At 64.1% G+C, this 18,618-nt stretch carries 19 protein-coding genes; 8 read left to right on the forward strand and 11 right to left on the reverse strand.

What is annotated here, in order from left to right; all coding sequences use genetic code 11:
• The coding region (locus C7435_RS07890; RefSeq protein WP_170150390.1) for an ankyrin repeat domain-containing protein at positions 1–2,805 on the reverse strand (2,805 nt) is incomplete at its 3' end.
• A 200-nt stretch (positions 2,806–3,005) separates the two neighbouring features.
• Between C7435_RS07890 and C7435_RS07895 the strand changes: the two genes are divergently transcribed.
• A complete protein-coding gene (locus C7435_RS07895) occupies positions 3,006–3,398 on the forward strand; it encodes a DUF3775 domain-containing protein (protein WP_121210692.1) in 393 nt (130 codons plus the stop codon).
• A 15-nt stretch (positions 3,399–3,413) separates the two neighbouring features.
• Here C7435_RS07895 and C7435_RS07900 read toward each other — a convergent pair whose 3' ends face one another.
• Both C7435_RS07900 and C7435_RS07905 read right to left on the reverse strand, forming a co-directional pair.
• Positions 3,414–3,863 carry a response regulator gene (locus tag C7435_RS07900; RefSeq protein WP_075189014.1) on the reverse strand — a complete coding sequence of 150 codons (450 nt, stop codon included), beginning with the start codon at positions 3,861–3,863 and terminating at the stop codon, positions 3,414–3,416.
• Positions 3,864–3,866: 3 nt separating this feature from the next.
• Positions 3,867–4,325, reverse strand: coding sequence for a response regulator (locus C7435_RS07905; protein ID WP_170150391.1), 459 nt, complete (start codon positions 4,323–4,325; stop codon positions 3,867–3,869).
• A gap of 151 nt (positions 4,326–4,476) precedes the next feature.
• On the opposite strand from C7435_RS07905, the gene uvrB reads away from it, so the two are divergent.
• The gene (gene uvrB / locus C7435_RS07910; RefSeq protein WP_121210696.1) at positions 4,477–6,642 is read left to right on the forward strand and encodes an excinuclease ABC subunit UvrB; all 2,166 of its coding nucleotides are present in this window, start codon (positions 4,477–4,479) and stop codon (positions 6,640–6,642) included.
• Positions 6,643–6,718: 76 nt separating this feature from the next.
• Entirely contained in the window at positions 6,719–7,720 is a 1,002-nt protein-coding gene (locus tag C7435_RS07915) for an MrcB family domain-containing protein (RefSeq protein WP_121210698.1), read from the forward strand.
• Positions 7,721–9,182: 1,462 nt separating this feature from the next.
• Here the strand turns inward: C7435_RS07915 and C7435_RS07920 are convergent.
• The 3 genes from C7435_RS07920 to C7435_RS07935 form a co-directional block, all read right to left on the reverse strand.
• A complete protein-coding gene (locus C7435_RS07920) occupies positions 9,183–9,728 on the reverse strand; it encodes a hypothetical protein (protein ID WP_121210699.1) in 546 nt (181 codons plus the stop codon).
• A gap of 816 nt (positions 9,729–10,544) precedes the next feature.
• On the reverse strand, positions 10,545–11,504 hold the full coding sequence (locus tag C7435_RS17130) for a hypothetical protein (RefSeq protein WP_170150392.1): 960 nt from the start codon (positions 11,502–11,504) through the stop codon (positions 10,545–10,547).
• Between the two features lie 162 nt (positions 11,505–11,666).
• A complete protein-coding gene (locus C7435_RS07935) occupies positions 11,667–11,849 on the reverse strand; it encodes a YqaE/Pmp3 family membrane protein (protein ID WP_121210702.1) in 183 nt (60 codons plus the stop codon).
• Between the two features lie 162 nt (positions 11,850–12,011).
• On the opposite strand from C7435_RS07935, the gene C7435_RS07940 reads away from it, so the two are divergent.
• From C7435_RS07940 to C7435_RS07960, 5 genes are all read left to right on the forward strand, one after another.
• Complete coding sequence (locus C7435_RS07940) at positions 12,012–12,953, forward strand: AAA family ATPase (protein WP_121210704.1); 942 nt, start codon at positions 12,012–12,014, stop codon at positions 12,951–12,953.
• 22 nt (positions 12,954–12,975) lie between these two features.
• On the forward strand, positions 12,976–13,527 hold the full coding sequence (locus C7435_RS07945) for a hypothetical protein (RefSeq protein ID WP_121210705.1): 552 nt from the start codon (positions 12,976–12,978) through the stop codon (positions 13,525–13,527).
• A 57-nt stretch (positions 13,528–13,584) separates the two neighbouring features.
• Positions 13,585–14,367, forward strand: a complete 783-nt coding sequence (locus C7435_RS07950) for a class I SAM-dependent methyltransferase (protein WP_121210707.1) — start codon at positions 13,585–13,587, stop codon at positions 14,365–14,367.
• Between the two features lie 178 nt (positions 14,368–14,545).
• The gene (locus C7435_RS07955; protein WP_075189025.1) at positions 14,546–14,947 is read left to right on the forward strand and encodes a hypothetical protein; all 402 of its coding nucleotides are present in this window, start codon (positions 14,546–14,548) and stop codon (positions 14,945–14,947) included.
• Between the two features lie 27 nt (positions 14,948–14,974).
• Positions 14,975–15,349, forward strand: coding sequence for a hypothetical protein (locus C7435_RS07960; RefSeq protein WP_121210709.1), 375 nt, complete (start codon positions 14,975–14,977; stop codon positions 15,347–15,349).
• Between the two features lie 24 nt (positions 15,350–15,373).
• Here the strand turns inward: C7435_RS07960 and C7435_RS07965 are convergent, their stop codons facing one another.
• The 5 genes from C7435_RS07965 to C7435_RS07985 form a co-directional block, all read right to left on the reverse strand.
• Positions 15,374–16,009 carry an LON peptidase substrate-binding domain-containing protein gene (locus tag C7435_RS07965; protein WP_121210711.1) on the reverse strand — a complete coding sequence of 212 codons (636 nt, stop codon included), beginning with the start codon at positions 16,007–16,009 and terminating at the stop codon, positions 15,374–15,376.
• Between the two features lie 86 nt (positions 16,010–16,095).
• Entirely contained in the window at positions 16,096–16,608 is a 513-nt protein-coding gene (locus tag C7435_RS07970; RefSeq protein WP_170150393.1) for a DUF1993 domain-containing protein, read from the reverse strand.
• Between the two features lie 184 nt (positions 16,609–16,792).
• On the reverse strand, positions 16,793–17,182 hold the full coding sequence (csgH, locus tag C7435_RS07975) for a curli-like amyloid fiber formation chaperone CsgH (RefSeq protein WP_121210713.1): 390 nt from the start codon (positions 17,180–17,182) through the stop codon (positions 16,793–16,795).
• Positions 17,183–17,252: 70 nt separating this feature from the next.
• The gene (locus tag C7435_RS07980) at positions 17,253–17,765 is read right to left on the reverse strand and encodes a curlin-associated protein (protein WP_075189029.1); all 513 of its coding nucleotides are present in this window, start codon (positions 17,763–17,765) and stop codon (positions 17,253–17,255) included.
• Between the two features lie 206 nt (positions 17,766–17,971).
• The gene (locus C7435_RS07985) at positions 17,972–18,550 is read right to left on the reverse strand and encodes a hypothetical protein (RefSeq protein ID WP_121210715.1); all 579 of its coding nucleotides are present in this window, start codon (positions 18,548–18,550) and stop codon (positions 17,972–17,974) included.
• Between the last annotated feature and the right edge of the window lie 68 nt (positions 18,551–18,618).

Genomic DNA, 18,618 nt, shown 5'->3' on the forward strand with positions numbered 1-18,618 from the left:
AATCGCGCCATGCCCCTCCTGCGACGCCATCAGCAGCGGGAAGGTCCCGGTCTGCTCATTGACCCGGTTCACCTCGGCGCCCGCCGCCAGCAAGGCCTCGACAATCGCGCCATGCCCCTCCTGCGATGCCTGCAGCAACGGGAAAGTCCCGTCCTGCTCATTGACCCGGTTCACCTCGGCGCCCGCCTTCACCAAGGCCTCGACAATCGCGCCATGCCCGTGCTCCGATGCCATCAGCAGCGGGAAACCTCCGTCTTGTTCGTCGACCCGGTTCGCCTCGGCGCCCGCCGCCAGCAAGGCCGCGACAATCGCGCCATGCCCGTTCTGCGCAGCAAACAGCAAGGGAAACACTGTAGATCCAGCCGGATTGACACAGGCGTCCAATTGCGAGGGCCCGGCCTGGGCAAGGACCGCGTCGCACAATGATGCCAGACCGACATATGAAGCGAACAGCATCCGCTCAGCCGGCCCATCCCCATGCCCCGGCAGGAGTTCTGCGAGGCTGGGAAAATCCGCCCCTTCCGGCAGCGGCACAGCGGCCAAGGCGTTGAATACGTCCCGCATGCCGAGATCGTCAGCGTCTTCGGACAGGCGGACGAGGAATTCCAGCGTGGCCCGCGGATTGATGCACCAGGCGTCTTCGAGGATGGGACCGAGGTGGCTGGCCGGATTGGATCGCTCAACCGGTGGGAAAAAGCTGGCGCTCCAGTCCAGGAAATATTCAGCGAAGAGGTCGGGTTCGCGCGCGGTGAAGGCGGGCCACTCGCCGTCCAATCCCTCGGTGACATTGCGGCCAAGAAGGACCCAGGCCTGTTCGAAGGTTTTTTCCCAGCCTTCGCCTGCCGTGCCGTAATAATCCTCGTCGCGACGGCCCAACACATCGCCATGTCGAGCCGGATCGAGTGTTCCGACGATGTTGACAAGGCAAGCCAGGCGCACCGCAGCAGAGCTTGGTTTGAACGCGACGCTCTGACTTTCTTCCCAAAAGCGGGTGCGCTCGGCTTGCAGGGAGAGCTTCAACGCACCGGCCAGGGATATTTCCGCTGCGCCTTCCTCGCGCCGGATCAGGTCGGCAAAAACCATGGCCAGAAGTGGTCGCCGGGCCCGGTCAGCGCGGTCAAGAACCCCGCCCTCCTTGGCGGCAATCAGCCGCTTGAAGCGTTCGATTTCCGCCTCGTTCAGCGCCTCCAGCTCGTGTGAAGCCAGCCAGGACTGACCGATCGACAGCAAGGCGTCATCATGGAGCGGCCCGAGCCAGAGCGCTGTGTCTGTATTGCAACAGACGGCCTCCGTGTCGAGAACGCCGATATTTTTTCGGAATGGGGCAAACCAGAGCGCTTCATTGCCGCCACCTTCAGCCGTGTGACCACCCCGAAAAGGCGCACGCTCGACGAAGAGCACACGAACCGGCCAGTCCAGTCCGCCGGCCCGGCCGCGCTGGATCAATTGGGCCAACAGTCTCGCGCAGGCGGCGCCCTTGTCCGGCGCGGCGACATAATCAACGACGATCAGGGTCGGCCGGTCAATCCGGATACTTTCCCAATCCACCGCCCGGCTCGACAGCTCGCCCCAGGACAGAAAACCGGCATGCCAATTGTTGATCAGGGCGAGATCGATCAGCTCCAGCGCCAACCGGCTCTTGCCTTGCCCGGCATCCCCGGCGATCTGCCACCAGCGGCACGCTTCCTCATCCGGACCAAGGAATTCGAGCAAGGCCCTGAATTCTGCGTCGCGACCGGTAAATTCTGATTTCCTGGCGGTAAAGACGAAGTCGAGGAAATAGGCAACATGGGCGTCATTGGCTGAAAAATTTGTTTCGCGTCCATCGCGGGTAAGAAACAGGTCCGGTTCGGCCAGACGGATGAGCCGCTGAACGCCGTCATCAACTTGATCGAGCACCACGCCCTGTGCCTGAATCTGCGCCTGCAACGATCGCAAGCGTTCGGTGAGGTCCTGCACCAGCGCATGGGTCGATGCCGTCAGATCCAGTATCTTGGCCGTAAAACTCAACAGAAAGCGCTTCGTCGTAGCGTCTTGCTTGGGATCTTCCAGCGCCCCCTTCAGCAGGACACGAAATGTCGCCGCCCAGCCGCGTTTGGGATCATGGAAACGGTCCAGGAAGTCCTGGCCGCCCTTCGCGCCGCCATCGTCCAGCGAGGCCGGGAAAATCCGCGCTTGCAGCGCCTCCAGCACAACCTCTGCCGCGGCGGCGCCCGCCGCATCCCGAAACCCCTCTATCGCCGCCGCGTCGGGACGATTGCCGGCCTCGCGTGATAGGACGGTCGAGGCCTGGCGAAGAAGGGTGCGATCACTTTCGTGGAAGCCCTCCAGGTCGCTGTCGTCAAAGCGGGTGGCAACCGTCTGGCCGGTCAGGCGATGACCGAGGCGCGACCAGAAGCCGACCTTCGCGATCAGCGCGGCATCGCGCGAGTTTGCTACCGTGCCGGGCGGATGTTTGAGCGCGTAAGCGGCCGTGTCGTATATCTCCTTGAGGGTCCGATTCTGCGAGAATTTCGCCGTGCCGTCGGCGTCCAGCTCGCGGGCAATCTCGCGCACTGCAGACCATTTTGCGGTGTAAACCAGGCTCAACAGCGTGTGATTGCTGCCCAGGGTCAGCCCGCGCTGGCGCTCGGCGTGCGACAGCAGGCTCTGCCCCGCCTTGACGGCCAGATAGCCGCCCAGGCTCGTCCCGCCATCGACGACAGCGGCCGCCGCGAACAGGCCGAGCGTCGGCATCTCGCCGGTCCCAAAATCGGCGCAGGCATTGAAGACCTGATTGCTGAGTTGTCCCAGCGAGAGCGTCATCCGCACCCCCCGATTGCAGACCAAGCGATTGACAGGCTTGAGTCTTACGGCGATGCGCGCGCGGTGCAAGGCCGGAGTCGCGCGCGGCGGGAGGTGAATTCCGCAAAACGCCCGGCCACCCCGGTCACACGCCGCCCTTTCTGTGCTAGGCTCACATCGTTGTGTCGCGGTGATTTCCCCAGCTTGAAAAGGGCACGGTCATGAACATCGCAGAGAAAATGGTGCGCAGCCTGATTGATCGGGCCCGCGCCTATGACAGCAAGGAACAGATCGACGATTACGAGACGGATCCCGACAGCGGCGAGAGTGATGCCGTGGAGAGCCTGCTCACCGGCAATATTGATCCGATCCGCACAGAGATCGAGGACTGGCTGGGTTCGCTCGACGAGGAGGCCCAGGCCGAACTGGTGGCCCTCTACTGGATCGGTCGCGGCGATTATGAAGGCCGCGACTTCCCCGACGCCGTGCGCGAAGCGCGCAGCCGCCGCAGCGGCCCGACCGAGGACTACCTGCTCGGCGCCCCCATGCTGGGTGATTATCTGGAACTGGGTCTGGACGCCGTCATTGAAGCGGACGTGTTCGACGACGCGTGAGAGCGGCCGGTCAGATCAATCGTCCCAGGACACTTCCGTGCTGACCGGTGGCAGGCCCAGCTGGTTGCGGCGGTGCTTGATGGCATCGCGGATGCGCTGACCGAGGCGGTCGGGCATGACCGGCTTGACCAGATAGGCGTCGATCCCGGCCTTGGCGGCTGCTTCAACGATCCGGATCTCGTCATGAGCGGTCAAGAGGATGATCGGCACATCCTTGTTGGACAGATCCTTGGCGCTGCGTACACGCCAGGCGATCGACACGCCGTCATCGGATTCCAGCTCGTAGTCGAGCAACATGGCATCAAGTTCGACGCGTTTGAGATGCTGCCACGCGGTCTCACCATCAGCCGCTTCGATCACATCCTCACAGCCCAGGCGCCCGAGCAGTTTGACGATAAGGCTGCGGATCGATGTCACATCCTCGACCACGAGAATGCGCATTCCGGCGAGCGGCGTCTTCGACATGCATCAATGTCCTCCAGCTGTAGACGCTAACATATCCGCCCCGCCCGGCAATGGCGACTGCGCTGCCAGCTTGGTCGCCAGCGCAGTCAGGAGGGTCTGCGGATTCACCGGCTTGGGCAGGACGGCAGAAACGCCGGCAGCCGCAGCGCCGCGGACCAGATGCGCGAAACCGTCGGCGGCGAGCAGGAAGAGCGGCAGGTCGGGCCGGTCGCACTGGCGCGGATCGCGCAGGCGTTGCGCCAGGTCGAGCCCGGAGGACAGGCCGAGATCATAATCAATCAGCGCGAGATCCGGGCGGCAGGTGCGGGTGAGGACGAGGGCTTCATCGCCATCGGCGGCCTCGAACACGCGCGCAAAACCGATCCCCGTCAGCAATGTGCGGATGACGGCGCGGACCGGGCGGCTGTCATCGACCAGCAGCACGGTGAGACGATCCGGGATGGGCACTGAAAGGGCAGACATTGTCATCTCCTCAGTCGCCCAGTTAACCACACGCGCCTGAACGCCAGCCTAACGCCCGCTCATGCGCTATGACCCCTCCTGACAGAACGGTGGCAGGGCGGTCGCAGTCCGGCACTGGCCCTTGCGCGCGCGGCGTCACATATTCACACGCATGGCCAAGCTGACCCTCGACGACACCCTCACCGCCCCGGAAGACTTCGTGCTCGATACGCTGACCAGCGTGTCGACGGCGGGCGAATGGACGCCGCACCGTCCCGACCGGCCGGAAAAGTCCGAGGGCGGGCAGCGTTTCCAGTGCGTCTCGGAATACTCCCCCAAGGGCGACCAGCCGCAGGCGATCGAGGAATTGGTCGCCGGGCTGAAGGATGAAGAGCGCGACCAGGTCCTCCTGGGCGCGACCGGCACCGGCAAGACCTTCACCATGGCCAAGATCATCGAGGCGGTGCAGCGCCCGGCCCTGATCCTGGCGCCGAACAAGACCCTCGCCGCCCAGCTCTATGGCGAGTTCAAGAGCTTCTTCCCCAACAATGCCGTCGAGTATTTCGTCTCTTACTACGACTACTACATGCCCGAGGCCTATGTGCCGCGCACCGACACATACATTGAGAAAGAATCTTCGATCAATGAGGCGATTGATAGGATGCGCCACGCCGCGACGCGCTCCATCCTCGAACGCGATGACGTGATCATCGTCGCCTCGGTCTCCTGCATTTACGGCATCGGCTCGGTCGAGACCTATACGGCGATGACTTTCGAGCTGAAGCCCGGCGACATCGCCGATCCGCGCGCCATCACCCGCCAGCTGGTCGATCTGCAATACACCCGCAATGACGCCGCCTTCATCCGCGGCACCTTCCGCATTCGCGGCGATAATCTGGAAGTTTTCCCCGCCCATTATGACGACCGCGCCTGGCGCATCGGCTTTTTCGGCGACGAGGTCGAGCAGATCACCGAATTCGACCCGCTGACCGGCAAGACGATGACCGAGCTCAAATCGGTGAAATTCTACGCCAATTCACACTATGTGACGCCGCGCCCGACGCTCAACCAGGCCGTGGTCAAGATCAAGGCCGAGCTCAAGGAACGCCTCGCCTGGATGGAGGCCAATGGCCAGCTGCTGGAAGCCCAGCGCCTGCAACAGCGCACCGAGTTCGACCTGGAAATGCTCGGCGCCACCGGCTCCTGCGCCGGCATCGAGAATTATTCCCGCTATCTCACCGGTCGCAAGCCGGGCGAGCCGCCGCCCACGCTCTTTGAATATATTCCGGAGGACGCCCTCGTCTTCGCTGATGAGAGCCATGTCTCGATCCCGCAGCTCGGCGCCATGTATAAGGGCGATTACAGCCGCAAGAAGACGCTGACCGATCACGGTTTCCGCCTGCCGAGCTGTCTCGACAATCGCCCGCTCAAATTCGAGGAGTGGGACGCCATGCGGCCGCAGACCATCTCGGTCTCGGCAACGCCGGGCCAGTGGGAGCTGAACCAGACCGGCGGCGTGTTCACCGAACAGGTCATCCGCCCGACCGGCCTGATCGACCCGCCCGTCGAGATCCGCCCGGTCTCCACAGACGGCGCCTCCCAGGTCGACGATGTCATCGACGAGGCCCGCGCCACCGCCGAAAAGGGCTTCCGCACCCTGGTCACCACGCTGACCAAGCGCATGGCCGAGGACCTGACCGAATACATGCACGAGCAGGGCCTGAAGGTCCGCTACATGCATTCCGACGTCGACACGGTCGAACGCATCGAACTGATCCGCGACCTCCGCCTCGGCGTCTATGACGTGCTGATCGGCATCAACCTCTTGCGCGAAGGCTTGGACATTCCCGAATGCGGCCTCGTCGCCATTCTCGACGCCGACAAGGAAGGCTTCCTGAGGTCAGAGACCAGCCTGGTCCAGACCATCGGCCGCGCCGCCCGGAACGCCGACTCGAAAGTCATCCTCTATGCCGACCGCATCACCGGCTCGATGCAACGCGCCATGGACGAAACCAACCGCCGCCGCACCAAACAGATCGCCCACAACGAAGAACACGGCATCACCCCGACAACGATCACAAGGGGCATCAGCGACATCCTGGAAGAAGTCATGGAGTCGCAAGCCAAGGGCCGCGGCGTGGCGGCCAAGGGTCGCAAGAAGGGCGATGGCAAGCCGAAAGGCCTGCGCGAGGCCGATCAGGCGGCGTTTGTGGCGGGGGATAATGTGGTCGCGGTGATCGCGGATCTGGAGAAGCGGATGCGCGAGGCGGCGGCGGATCTGGAGTTTGAGGAAGCGGCGCGGTTAAGGGATGAGGTTTTGGCGTTGCGGGGGGAGTGAGGGGGGGGGGGCAATCTATTTTCCCTCAATCAGTTAGCTATGGCCAACTGACCCGAATGCGGGCAGATTCCTACGCATGAGAAATGAAATTCTAAGCTGGGTTGAGCACTACACGCGAGATCGGCTGACCTGGGAACAGGCCCCTGACACCAATAAGCCGCGAAAAGTCAGCACGAATAGCCACTCAGCGGTGGTCACCGGTGTTCCCGCTGCACTGCGCGAACTCCTAATCGAGCCTGCTCGGTTTGAGGTCAAAGGAAGCAGCGGATCCGCGAATTGGGCCGAAGTCTCTTGGGTCGTGGTACGCGACCCAGGCGTCGCCCCATCAACACAGCTTGGCTACTACGTAGTTTATCTGCTCAGCAAAGATGGCAACAAGCTTTATCTTTCTCTCAACCAAGGCTGTTCGGCCCTCCGCGACGAATACAAAGACACCACTCACACCCTCGAGGAGCTCGCTAAACGAGCCTCCACCATGCGGAGTCGTGTCGGCGCTATCGATAGCGCCCGTGCGGTTTCTGCTATTCAACTCAAAACCCTACGAAGCCATAGGCTAGGCCCGTTTTACGAAGCCGGGCACGTGGTAGGTTTTGAGTATGAATGCGCCAACCTTCCGGATGAAACTAGCCTCTCACGCGACTTCAAGCTCGTTATGGCCGCCTACAAGAAACTTATGTCATTGGGTGGCTGGCAATCGGCAGAGGAAATCAACGCGCTGGCCGAGGCTGATGGCCTCGAAAGCCTAACTATAGTTGAGCGAAGGCGCTATGCGTTACATCGAACCATCGAGCGAAACCGCGGTGCCGCGAAGAAAATTAAAAAGCACTATCCCGATGTCTGCATGGGTTGCGGCATCGACCTGCGCATCAAATATGGTGAAGCGTTGGGAACTAATATGTTGGACGCGCACCACCTAATTCCACTGCATACGCTCGCCGAAGGAACTGACGCACTCTATCGCATCCAAGACTTTGCGGTCCTCTGCCCAAGCTGTCATCGCGCCATCCATCGGCTCGGAGCAGAGCGCCTCCATGAACTGCAAGCCCTGGTCAAAACATCTGCCGGCAGAAATAGGTGACACACACGACTTTCACAATCGAGAGTGCGTTTCACATTGCCATCCCCGCTTCCAACTCAGATTTGGGATTGAGCCAAGGTCCTCGCCCTTGATGGGCGAGGCGGATCGCCCGGCAGAGCGAGAAGGAGCGCGTAATGGGCGGCCAGCGACGGAACGCTGCGCGTTTCACCCCTTCCGCCCCTTCGGGGCACCTTCCCCATCAAGGGGAAGGACCGGGTGGCGGCATTCCCGCTCATCGCATCACACCCTCAATCTTCGTCATCCCGCGGGGACCGCGCAGCGGGCATCCGGGGGACCTCGGCTCGCCGCGTGGTCACCTGGGCGCACTGGCGGAGGCAAGACGACCGGCCGGGTGGCTGGGGTCCCCCGGATCGCGGCGATGCCGCGACCGGGGGATGACGGTGGGAGATGGTGTGGTGGGTCCTCGCCCTTGATGGGCGAGGTGGCTGGACGCGTTAGCGGCCAGACGGAGTGGGTGATGGGCGGTGGGTGCCGGAACGCTGCGCGTTTCACCCCTTCCGCCCCTTCGGGGCACCTTCCCCATCAAGGGGAAGGACCTGGTGGCGGCATTCCCGCTCCTCGCTTCACACCCTCAATCTCCGTCATCCCACGGGGACCGCGCAGCGGGCATCCGGGGGACCTCGGCTCGTCGGTTGATCATCCGGGCGTGCTGGCGGAGGCATGACGACCGGCAGGGTGGATGGGGTCCCCCGGATCGCGGCTTTGCCGCGACCGGGGGATGACGGTGGGAGATGGGGTGGTGGGTCCTCGCCCTTGATGGGCGAGGTGGCTGGACGCGCCAGCGGCCAGACGGAGTGGGTGATCGGCGGAGGGTGACGGAACGCTGCGCGTTTCACCCCTTCCACCCCTTCGGGGCACCTTCCCCATCAAGGGGAAGGACCTGGTGGCGGCAATCCCTCTCCTCGCTTCACACCCTCAATCTCCGTCATCCCACGGGGACCGCGCAGCGGGCATCCGGGGGACCTCGGCTCGCCGGGTTGTTCATCAGGGCGCGCGGGCGGAGGCAGAACGACCGGCCGGGTGGCTGGGGTCCCCCGGATCGCGGCTTTGCCGCGACCGGGGGATGACGGTGGGAGATGGGGTGGGGTCTTGTCCGGCCAAGCTGCGACTTCCGCCTTTCCTCGCCACAGCGTGGGGAGGTGGATCGCCCCGCAGGGCGAGACGGTGGGGTAGCGCCGCAGGCGGCAAGGGCAGCTCCTCGCTGCGCTCGGCCCCATCGACCCGAGGCTCCCGCCTCGGCCCACTTCCCCACCTTGTGGGGAAGAAAGGCAGCCCTCCCTGCTTCTCCCCGACTGGGGAGAAGTGGCCCGCAGGGCCGATGAGGGGCGGCGCGTCAGCGCCCATTAAAAGCCTTCCCATGCGCCGCAGGGCGGCGCGCCCCTCACCCCCGGCGCGCTGTCGCGCTCCGGGACCTCTCCCCGGTCGGGGAGAGGCGGAAACCCTAGCCCGGAAACAGCATCAGGCCGATTTCACGCACGCCATTGCCGTCGCGCACCAGGCAGTTCGCGCTTTCCATACCCTGGACATAGCAGGCCATGTCGCGGGCTTCGGCGCGCAGGGTGTTGATGTCGGCGTCGGTGAGGCCTTCGGCGGCGTAGAAGGGGAATTCGGCTTCGGGGCCGGGGATGTGGGTGGTGTTGTCGAGGTCGGAGAAGGCGGAGAGCCAGTAGTCGAGGCGGGTCGGCATGTCGCCGTCGGTGGGCGAGGCGAGCAGCATGACCTCGTCGGTGGGATATTGGCGCTGGAAGTGGATCTCGCCAGCGCTGTCGACCAGGGAGAGCGTGGCGCGGACGCGGCCATCCTCGCCGCAGATCGTGACCGTCTCGGCGACGAGTCCGCTGTCGGGATCGCCGCCCCAATAGGCCATGGCGACATGGTCGCAATCGTCCGTGGCGGCGGGGGCCGGGCCTTTCTGGGCCAGGGCCGGGCTGGCGAAAACGGCCAGGGCGGCGAGGCTGGCGAGAAGCGTGCGATTGGTCGGTGTCATGATCTGTCCCCTGTTTGTCGGCTCAAGCTAGCGAGGCGAAGATGACTGGACAATGAGCCAAATGGGTGACCGGCGGGGGCAGAAAGGAATCCGCCACTTCCCGACAAAACAGGCGCACCGCGCGGTTTGAGCCAGACATTCCTTGTCGGCCAGCAGGCCGCATCCGATTTTCCAGCTCAAGGGTGAAACCGCGCAGCGGCGCTTCGCGCCCTTGACCTGGAAAACCGGATGCGGCGAGGTCTCGGCAAGGGATGTAGGGGTTGGCGAGCGCGATTGCGCCGTTATTTACCCAACTTGTCCCCGCACAACCCACCCAAATCCGTCATCCTGACGCAGGTCAGGACCCAGCCTCGCAGACGCGATTTCGCACGCCCTGGCAACGACTTCGCGTCGCAGACTGGGTCCCGATTGTCATCGGGATGACGGTGTGTGAGGCGGGGATAGAGACAAACTTATCCTCCCCCCTTCGCCGCGGGCGATAATGCCCTCGGTTTTCGGGACGGGAGGCACGAGCTCAGTCACTTGTGCCCGGAGACTTGCGGAGCCTGTCCGCGTCTCGGGGGTGACATCCCGAAACTCCGGCAGGGCGTGCGATCAGGTCCAGGGGCACTAAACGACCGACCCTCAGTACCTGGCGCATTGGAATCGGGGGCGAGAGCGTCCGGGAAAACTCCGTGAGCGGGATGCTTGTCGAAGCCTACCGTTATGAAATCAGCGCTTTATCGGCTCCGGCCGACATCCCGCTCCCTCCCATCCCTCCGGCGCCTTGCGCGTGCGGAGCGATTGGCCTGCCAGCCGTCCGGGACGTATTGCCCGCTAACTCGCCGTTGCGGTTGTCGCGACCACGGTGCTGCTCATGATGGCCACCATGACCGCGGTCTGGGCGGCAATGACGGCGGCCATGGCGGAGACGTCGGTCGCGGGCACACCGGGACGGTCAGCGGTGAGGATCTGGTGCGCCAACCGCGTGCGCGGGGCGCCGGCGCCACGGCACTTCTTGGGCAGGCGTTCACTGATATCGGCCATCGCGTGGACATCGGCGACGGTCAGCCCCTCGACGGCCCAGGCGACCAGCATCGATTTGTCATGCTCGCCGCGCAGGCGCTTTTGTGAACGGGCGGCCTCGCGCAGGCTGTCGAAGGCCGCGACGGCCTGGTGCGGGCTGGCGTGCAGCAGCACGGCAAGACGGGTTGCCTCGCGTTTGTAATGCTTGAAATGATGGTCTGCGGCGAAGACCTGCGCGGCCTGCTCGCGACGGGCGGTGACATCGCCGGGAGAGGCGCCCTCGGCGGCATGGGCGGCGGCGAACGTGTCAGTGATCGAGACATCGGAGCGCCACCAGGGCGGGCGGATGGCCTGTTTGATGGCGTAGAAGCGGGCGACCAGCGTCTCGGTCGGCTCGTCCGACAGGGCCAGGACCAGGGCCGCGCGCGCACCGCCGCCATGGACCGATCCGGTACCGCTGGCCTTGCGGGCCGCGCGCACCGCCTCGCGCAGGGCGAAGAAGCGCTCCGGATCAATCCCCCGGGCCGTCATCATCGCCGCATAGACCCAACGCAGGGAGCCGGTCGGGGCGCGATGGCCGCCAAGGCGGTCCTTGATTGCGTCGTGGATCTCACGGGTCCGGCTCACCAGCTGGCGCGGCTCGGCCGTCTCGTCAGCGGTGCGCAACAGGGCCGAGGCGGTGAAGGGCAACGCCGTCGAATCGGGTTTTGAGCGGCCACGGCCCAGCGCCTCATGCAGGGCGATATAGCGGTTCAGGGCGGCTTCAGTCATGCATTCACTCCTCATTCCGGCATCAGCCTAACATGAGGACGGGTTTGCATCGGACGGGACTGGCTGGCCGCCTGTCCCCTGCCCGCATCACCAGGCTTTGCGGCGGACACCCGCGCCTGGCGGCGGGCGATTTTTGCGCCTAGCGGCGGGCGTTTTTTGCGCCTAGCGGCGGGCGATGATCCACACCGCGTGCACGATGCCGGGGATGTAACCGAACAGGGTCAAGACGATATTGATCCAGAATTGCGCGCCGATCCCGACCTGCAGGAAGACGCCGAGCGGCGGCAGGAAAATCGCCGCGATGACCCGGATGATGTCGCCCCCGGTGACGGTCTGTTCTGGCATGGCTTGGTCTCCTGGCTCGCTTGAGACCCGAACAGACGCAGACAATACGGCGAAATTTCGACTCAAATCCGTCGGCCCGGCTTAGACCTCGTGCAAGACATGCCTGTTTTGATGTGCCGTGAGGAGGCCGCCATTGCGCGGTCGCACGGGAGAGGTGCCGTCATGACAGGCAAGGCTCAAGTCGTGGTTTTCGCGTCGCAGAAGGGCGGGTCCGGCAAGACCACCGTGTCAGCCCACATGGCCGTCCAGGCCGAGCTGTCGGGGGCCGGGCCGGTCGCCCTGGTCGATACCGATCCGCAAGGTTCGATGGCAAAATGGTGGAATGCGCGGGCCAGCAGCGTCCCGGCCTTTGCCCGCATCTCGGTGCCGGATCTGGGTCGTGACATCAAGCTGCTCGCCGATGCCGGCTATCGCCTGATCATCATCGACACGCCGCCGGCCGTGACCTCGACCATCGCCGAAGTGATCACCCATGCCGATCTCGTGGTGCTGCCGACCCGTCCCAGCCCGCACGATCTGCGCGCCGTGGGACCGACGGTCGACATCGTGCAGATGCAGGGCAAGCCGCTGGTCTTCGTCATCAATTCCGCCACCGCCCGGGCCCGGATCACCGGCGAGACGGCGGTCGCCCTGTCACAGCACGGCACCGTCGCCCCGGTCACCCTGCACCACCGCGTCGACTTTGCCGCCTCAATGATTGATGGCCGCACCGTCGGTGAGGTCTCCGACAGCAGTCGCTCCGCGGTCGAGGTCGCCAATCTCTGGGCCTATCTCGACGACCGGCTGATGCGGATGCGGGCCAGCGATCCGCGCGATCTCCTGGACCGTCCACCGCGCTCCACCTTCGAAGCCGACATCTTGTCGCCCGCCACCGCCGGCATGTCAGGCCAGGAGGTCGAAGAGGACGAAGACGCGCTGGAAAACCAGCCCGGCTATGCCCTCGCCGCCGCCGGCGCCCCGCCACCACCGCCGGGTCCGGCCGCCTCGGCCAATTCCAACTGGGACGGGATTGACCGTCGCAAGGCCGACAGCGGTCCGCCGCCGGGCAAGCCGGATCGTCGCCGCGCCAGCCATCAACCCTTCGGGCGCCGTTTCACGGCCTGAGCCCGCCAGGAAGGACCCGTTCATGAGCGCCAAATACGCCAGCCTTCACGCCGGACTGCTTGCCCGCAAGGGCGAGGCCTCGCCTGCCATCCCCTCGCCGCTCGGCCCGGCCTCCTATACCGACCAGCCGCAGCGCCGCGACATTGATCCGCCGCGCCCGGAAAACCAGCCGCGGGAGCAACAGCGCCACAACACGCCGCTGTTTGCCCGCAAACGCCCACCCATGCCGGCTGACGCCGCCCCGCCGCCGCGTCATGCCCCCGATACCGGCTCCGGAACGCCTGGCCAACAGGCGTCGGAAACACCCGCTTCCGCCTCGCCGCCGGGCGGGTGTTGCAGCGGCGCGGCACCCCCCAATAAGCCGCGTCCGCTGCCCGGTCCCGATGCCCCGTTGGAACACCGCACCGCCGTCCGCCTGACTGCCGAACAGAAGCGGCGCCTGGGCACGGTCTCGGTGCAGATGAGCTGGTCACAGCAACGCATCCTGGCGATCGCGCTGGATGAATGGCTGGACCGGTTGTGCGAAACCGAGATGAAAAACTGCGCCTGCCTGAAAACCCGCAAGCCGGGCTGATCGGCTTGTCTGCCGTCGCACCGCAGGCTAGGCAGGCAGCGGGTCATGGGGTGAGAGATGGACATCCACGCACATAATCGGGACGCTTGGAACGCCGAGAGCGAAAGCGGCGACAGTGAGTGGTGCCAACCGGTCGATGCCGCCACCATCGCCGCCGCTCGAACTGGCGACTGGTCGGTCATCCTGACACCGAACAAGCCGGTACCGCGCGACTGGTTCGGCGACATCAAGGGCGCCCGCATCCTGTGTCTCGCCAGCGGCGGCGGGCAACAGGCGCCAATGCTCGCCGCTGCCGGTGCGACCGTCACAAGTGTCGACCTGTCACCGGCACAATTGGCCAAGGATGCCGAGGTGGCGGCCCGCGAAGGTCTGGCCCTTGAAACCATCGAGGCTGACATGACGGCATTTTCCGACAAGGTCGGGAGCGGTTATGATCTGGTCTTCAATGCCACATCCAACCTGTTCGCCGGCCGCATCCTGCCGGTCTGGCGCGAATGCGCCGCCATCCTCAAACCCGGTGGCCGCCTGCTCGCCGGCTTCATGAATCCGGACTTTTTCCTGTTCGATCATGACGAGGTGGACGCCGGCGGACCGCTGACTGCACGCTTTCACCTGCCCTTCTCCGCCGCCCGCGACCTGCCGGTCGGACAGCGCGAGGAACGTGTCCGCCGACGCGAGGCACTGGAATATTCCCACAGCCTGGAAGACCAGATCGGCGGTCAGATTGCGGCCGGTTTCACGATTGAGGGATTTTACGAGGACCGTTGGTCAGCGGACGCGACCCGGCTCGACCCGTACATGCCGACCAGCTTTGCCACCCTGGCCCGCAAATCCGGTTAGAGCTTTGTTTTGACGCTTTTTCGAACCGCGAAACCGGTTTCCACTTTCGCTGAAAATGCGCCAGCTACCCGCATACGCATGGCCGCCTCCCCCTCCATTCGCGCAAAATTGGCCAAACCGCCACATTCTTGGCATGATTACCGCCATAACCGCCCCTTCATCGTGAAAGGGAGAGCGCGTGGTCCAGGCCTATTCCATGGAAGGCTTCGAGATTCGCATCGACGGCAGTGTGCTGGAGATGCGGACGGAAGGCACACGCACGGTTGGCATGGGGCGCGACAGCGGACGTTCGTTCGAGAGCTTTCTGGCCCATTCCGACGTCTCCGGCGTCCTGTTTGATGTACGCGGCGCGCACTACGACTTCACGCCGGATGCCTGGGAAGAACGCGCCCGCGTCATCGCCCGTATCTGCACGCCCTATCCGACCGCCTTCGTTGGCCGCCCGGATCAGGACGGGCAGATCGGTCGGGTCATGGAATTGCTCGAAGCGCGGGGCGGCTCTGCCTTGCATTGCCGCTCACGGCAATCTGCGCGAGTATGGCTGGATGGACACAGGACCGACCCAGCTCGGAAAGAGTGAGCCGACGGGCGGCGGGGCCGACGCCGCATGAACAACAATTACTCCATGCGCGGCTTCGAACTCAAACTGGTCAACAATGTGATCGAGTTGCGAGCCGAGGGCGAACGGGTGGCAGGCGCCGAGCGTGCTCCGGCCAGCGCCTTCACCAGCATCGCCGCAAAAATCGACAGCCACCTGATCCTCTACGATATCCGTAGCGCCGACTACCAACTCGGTGAGTTGGATTGGGAGGAGCGTTTCAGATTCGTTGCGCGGCTCTTCAAGGGCTACCGGATCGCCTATGTCGTGCGCAAGGAACAGCGCGACATCGCTCGCGGGGCCTGCCGCGCCCATGCTCGCAATGGCGACAAGGCCGACGTCTTCACATCAAAAACACGCGCCCTCGACTGGCTGAAAAACTGAACCCGCCCTCGGGCCGGCGACCGGCTATTGGATCGGCCCGTCGGCGCTGTCGGCAATCCGCGCCGCAAGAAGCGCTTGCATGAGATCCAGTCTCGCCGCGCTGTCCGGCGCTTCAAGCAAGGCCTGACGATCCCTGGCCGGAAACGGTGCGTTCATCGACAACTGGTCAACCAGAACGGCGATAGGCGCATCGCGCAGGCTGCGCCAGTCCGCGGTCAATTGCTCGGCCTGGAACCAGGCCTGCAGCAATTGCAGCAACCGCTCCCGATCCGCATCCGGTTCGCGGCGCGGCAAGAGATCATCGCGGAACGGGGTGTAGTCCGGCTCAGCCACCCGGTACGGCGTCTTGGTCGCAATTTCGCGCTCAAGCCGGAAGCGACTAACCCCGACCAGCGTGATCAAGTAGCGACCGTCTTCAGTCTCCTGACACTGTTTGAGGCGACCGACACCGCCGATCACGGCCAGTTCCGGGTGCCCCGGATCACTGCCGGGTCGGGTCTGGATGATGCCGATATGCCCGCCACCACGGCGAACATCGTCAAGCATGTTCAGATAACGCGGCTCGAAGACGTTCAAGGGCAGGATTTCGCCAGGCAATAAGATTGCGCCGCCGAGCGGGAAGAGCGGCAATTGGTCAGGCAGGGGCAGATTCTGGCTCATGCACTTGAGATAGGGCCGGAGTGGCAGGCTGCCAAGGTCCGACCCGATCTCAAGACAGCAGATGACGGCAAGTCTGCGACATCCCGCTAACGGCTCATCCCCATCATGTCGGCCTTGCCGATCGGCACGCCCAATTGCCGAAGGATATTGTAGGCGGTCGAGGCGTGAAAGAGCGCATTGGCGATCACGAAATTCTGCAGATAGGCCTGACGCGGCAAGGTCAATTCGCGATCACGACCCGCGGGAAATGTGATGTTGGCTTCCGGATCGGCGTCGATCGCCGCGGTGTCCAAGGCCCAGACCGCTTCACGGGCCTTTTCGATGCGGGTCCGCAGCTCGGCGAAACTGGTTTCATCATCCGGCATTGAGGCCGGGGTGACGCCGGCCAGGCGCGACATGCCGCGCACACTGAAGTCGGAGACCAGCTGCACCTGACGGGCAAAGGGAAACATGTCCGGCGACAGGCGCCAGTTCAGCCACACACTGTCCTCGACATCCTTGTCGCGTGCAAAGGCTTCGCCCTTGGCAAGAATGCCGTCGAGCGCGCGGTAAACCTGGTCGAGTTGGGTACGTGCCACGGATGACAGGGTAAGCGTCATGATCTTGTTCTCCCCATTGATCAGTGATGGTGAAATGGGGTGTGCGGCGCTGTACGGCAAGACAGGGCGCGCCGGCATGACAGCTGGCCGCAAACACAAGCCGACCGGGACCCGCGTGCGGTATCCCGGTCGTGCTCATCAGTCTGGCCGGAACCTCCGGCCGCGTGCCGCAGGTGCCTAGTGGTCAGGCGTTGCTGCCCCAGCGACAAAGCAACTCGCCCTGCGCACTCCAGGTGGAGAGCCGTGCGTTGAAATCGGTCTCCATGTCCAAGGTGATGTCAGACAGGATGACAGCGCCTTCACCGCGGGGTTCGATATCACCGCCCTGGTAGATATCGAAGGAACCGCCGCCGGTTCGCTGGGTTACGATCATGTCCCAGCTCGCGCCGGCATCCGGGGCGCTCCAGGCGGTGACGACCAGGCCGTCGACTGTTTCGGTCAGGTCGATACCGCAGGCCGACCCATTGCCCATGTCTGACAGGCGGGCTTCGAGCGGCGCTTCGTCCACCTCAACGGCAAACCAGATACTGGCCATGGCTGCCAGCGAACTCAGTGAAATCAGTTTGATACCCATATCAGCCTCCTTGGCTGGGGCGGCCCGGTCGGCGCAGCGGCGTCAAGCCGCTGCGCCCGGCGGGGTCGTCCTAGTGGTCGCCCTGGATGATCAGGGTCACATTGCCAGAACCGGTCTGGCGGAGATTGGCGGAATTGCCATTGCCGACCTGGATCACGCCGGCCGCATTGTTGCTGCCGTATTGGTCCGTGACCGCGGTGTTGTTGCGGCCCATTTGGGACACGCCAACGATGTTGCGATTGCCGGTCTGGATGTTGCGCGTGTAATTGTTGTAGCCCTGCTGGCCGACAACGGCGTCATTGCTGCGGCCAAACTGGTCGACATGGGCCTCGTTGTAGCGACCGTTCTGACCAACCGTGGTGCCGTTGCGGGCGCCGTCCTGGATGACGGTGACATACTGGCGCTCACCGCGCTGATTGATCACCATGCTCTGGCGGTGGCCCGTCTGGCGACCGGCAATGTCGTTCTGGTAGCCCTGCTGGGCGACCGAAACGCGGTTACGCGATTGCGCGTCAGCTGCACCGACCGTGCCGAGGATGGAAACTGCCGCGAGGGCGCTGGCAATGAGAAAGCGGGTCTTCATTTGACTACTCCAATTTTGCTGGCCGACGCCCGATGCATCGAAGCCTGTCACCTGTTTTAAAGACCCGGCGATGAGCGAATGCTGAGTGCTGTATTCATAGTCAAAACAGGTAGATGAACGAATTCTGTCAGAGGCCGGAGAGCCATGAAAAAGGCCCGGTGCGGGTGCACCGGGCCGAGTTTCACAACGCAGGGAATATACAGATCTCAGTGGCGGCGGCCCCAGCTCAGGGGCTGGCGATTGCGGTATTGCGGCAAGAGCTGCGGCGCACGACGATCAGGCTCGACTTCAGCCTCGTGCTCGGGAACCAGTTCAAGCCGTGTCGGCGAGACGCTGCCGGCAATCTGGGACAATGGCCGGATTTCGACCTCGGTCGAGCGGCAGACCAATCGCCCGCGCGTGTCATACACCCGAAGCTCCGCATCAATCAGGTATTCATCGACGCCGCCAATGCGGCCACGCACAAAATCCGTCGACAGGAAGCTGGCACGTGTCAGCACCGTGTCCTGCCAATGACCACCGGAAAATGTGCCGCTGAGGTCTGCGAGCACCTGGTTGGCAGCATTGTGGCGCGCGACCCGCAACTCATAGCGACCGGCAAGCGCGCCAGCAGCCTTCACTAACATCGGGCCATTCATGTTGTGCTGATAGTATTGCATCGCGCAGTCCTGACCGGCTGGCAGGGCGACGCCGTTCAATCCGACAACTGCGTGAGCGGGTTGCGACAGGGTAAGCAGGCCTGCCAGAGCGGCGGCCAGTTTGAGCGTGGTGGCGCGAATAGACATGGCAGGTTCTCCTGAAACTCGTAAGCGAGAACTCATGTCTAAAGGTTCGGAAATGAGGCAATCCTGAG

Origin of the sequence: Maricaulis maris, assembly GCF_003634045.1 — a bacterium.
GTDB lineage: Bacteria > Pseudomonadota > Alphaproteobacteria > Caulobacterales > Maricaulaceae > Maricaulis > Maricaulis maris.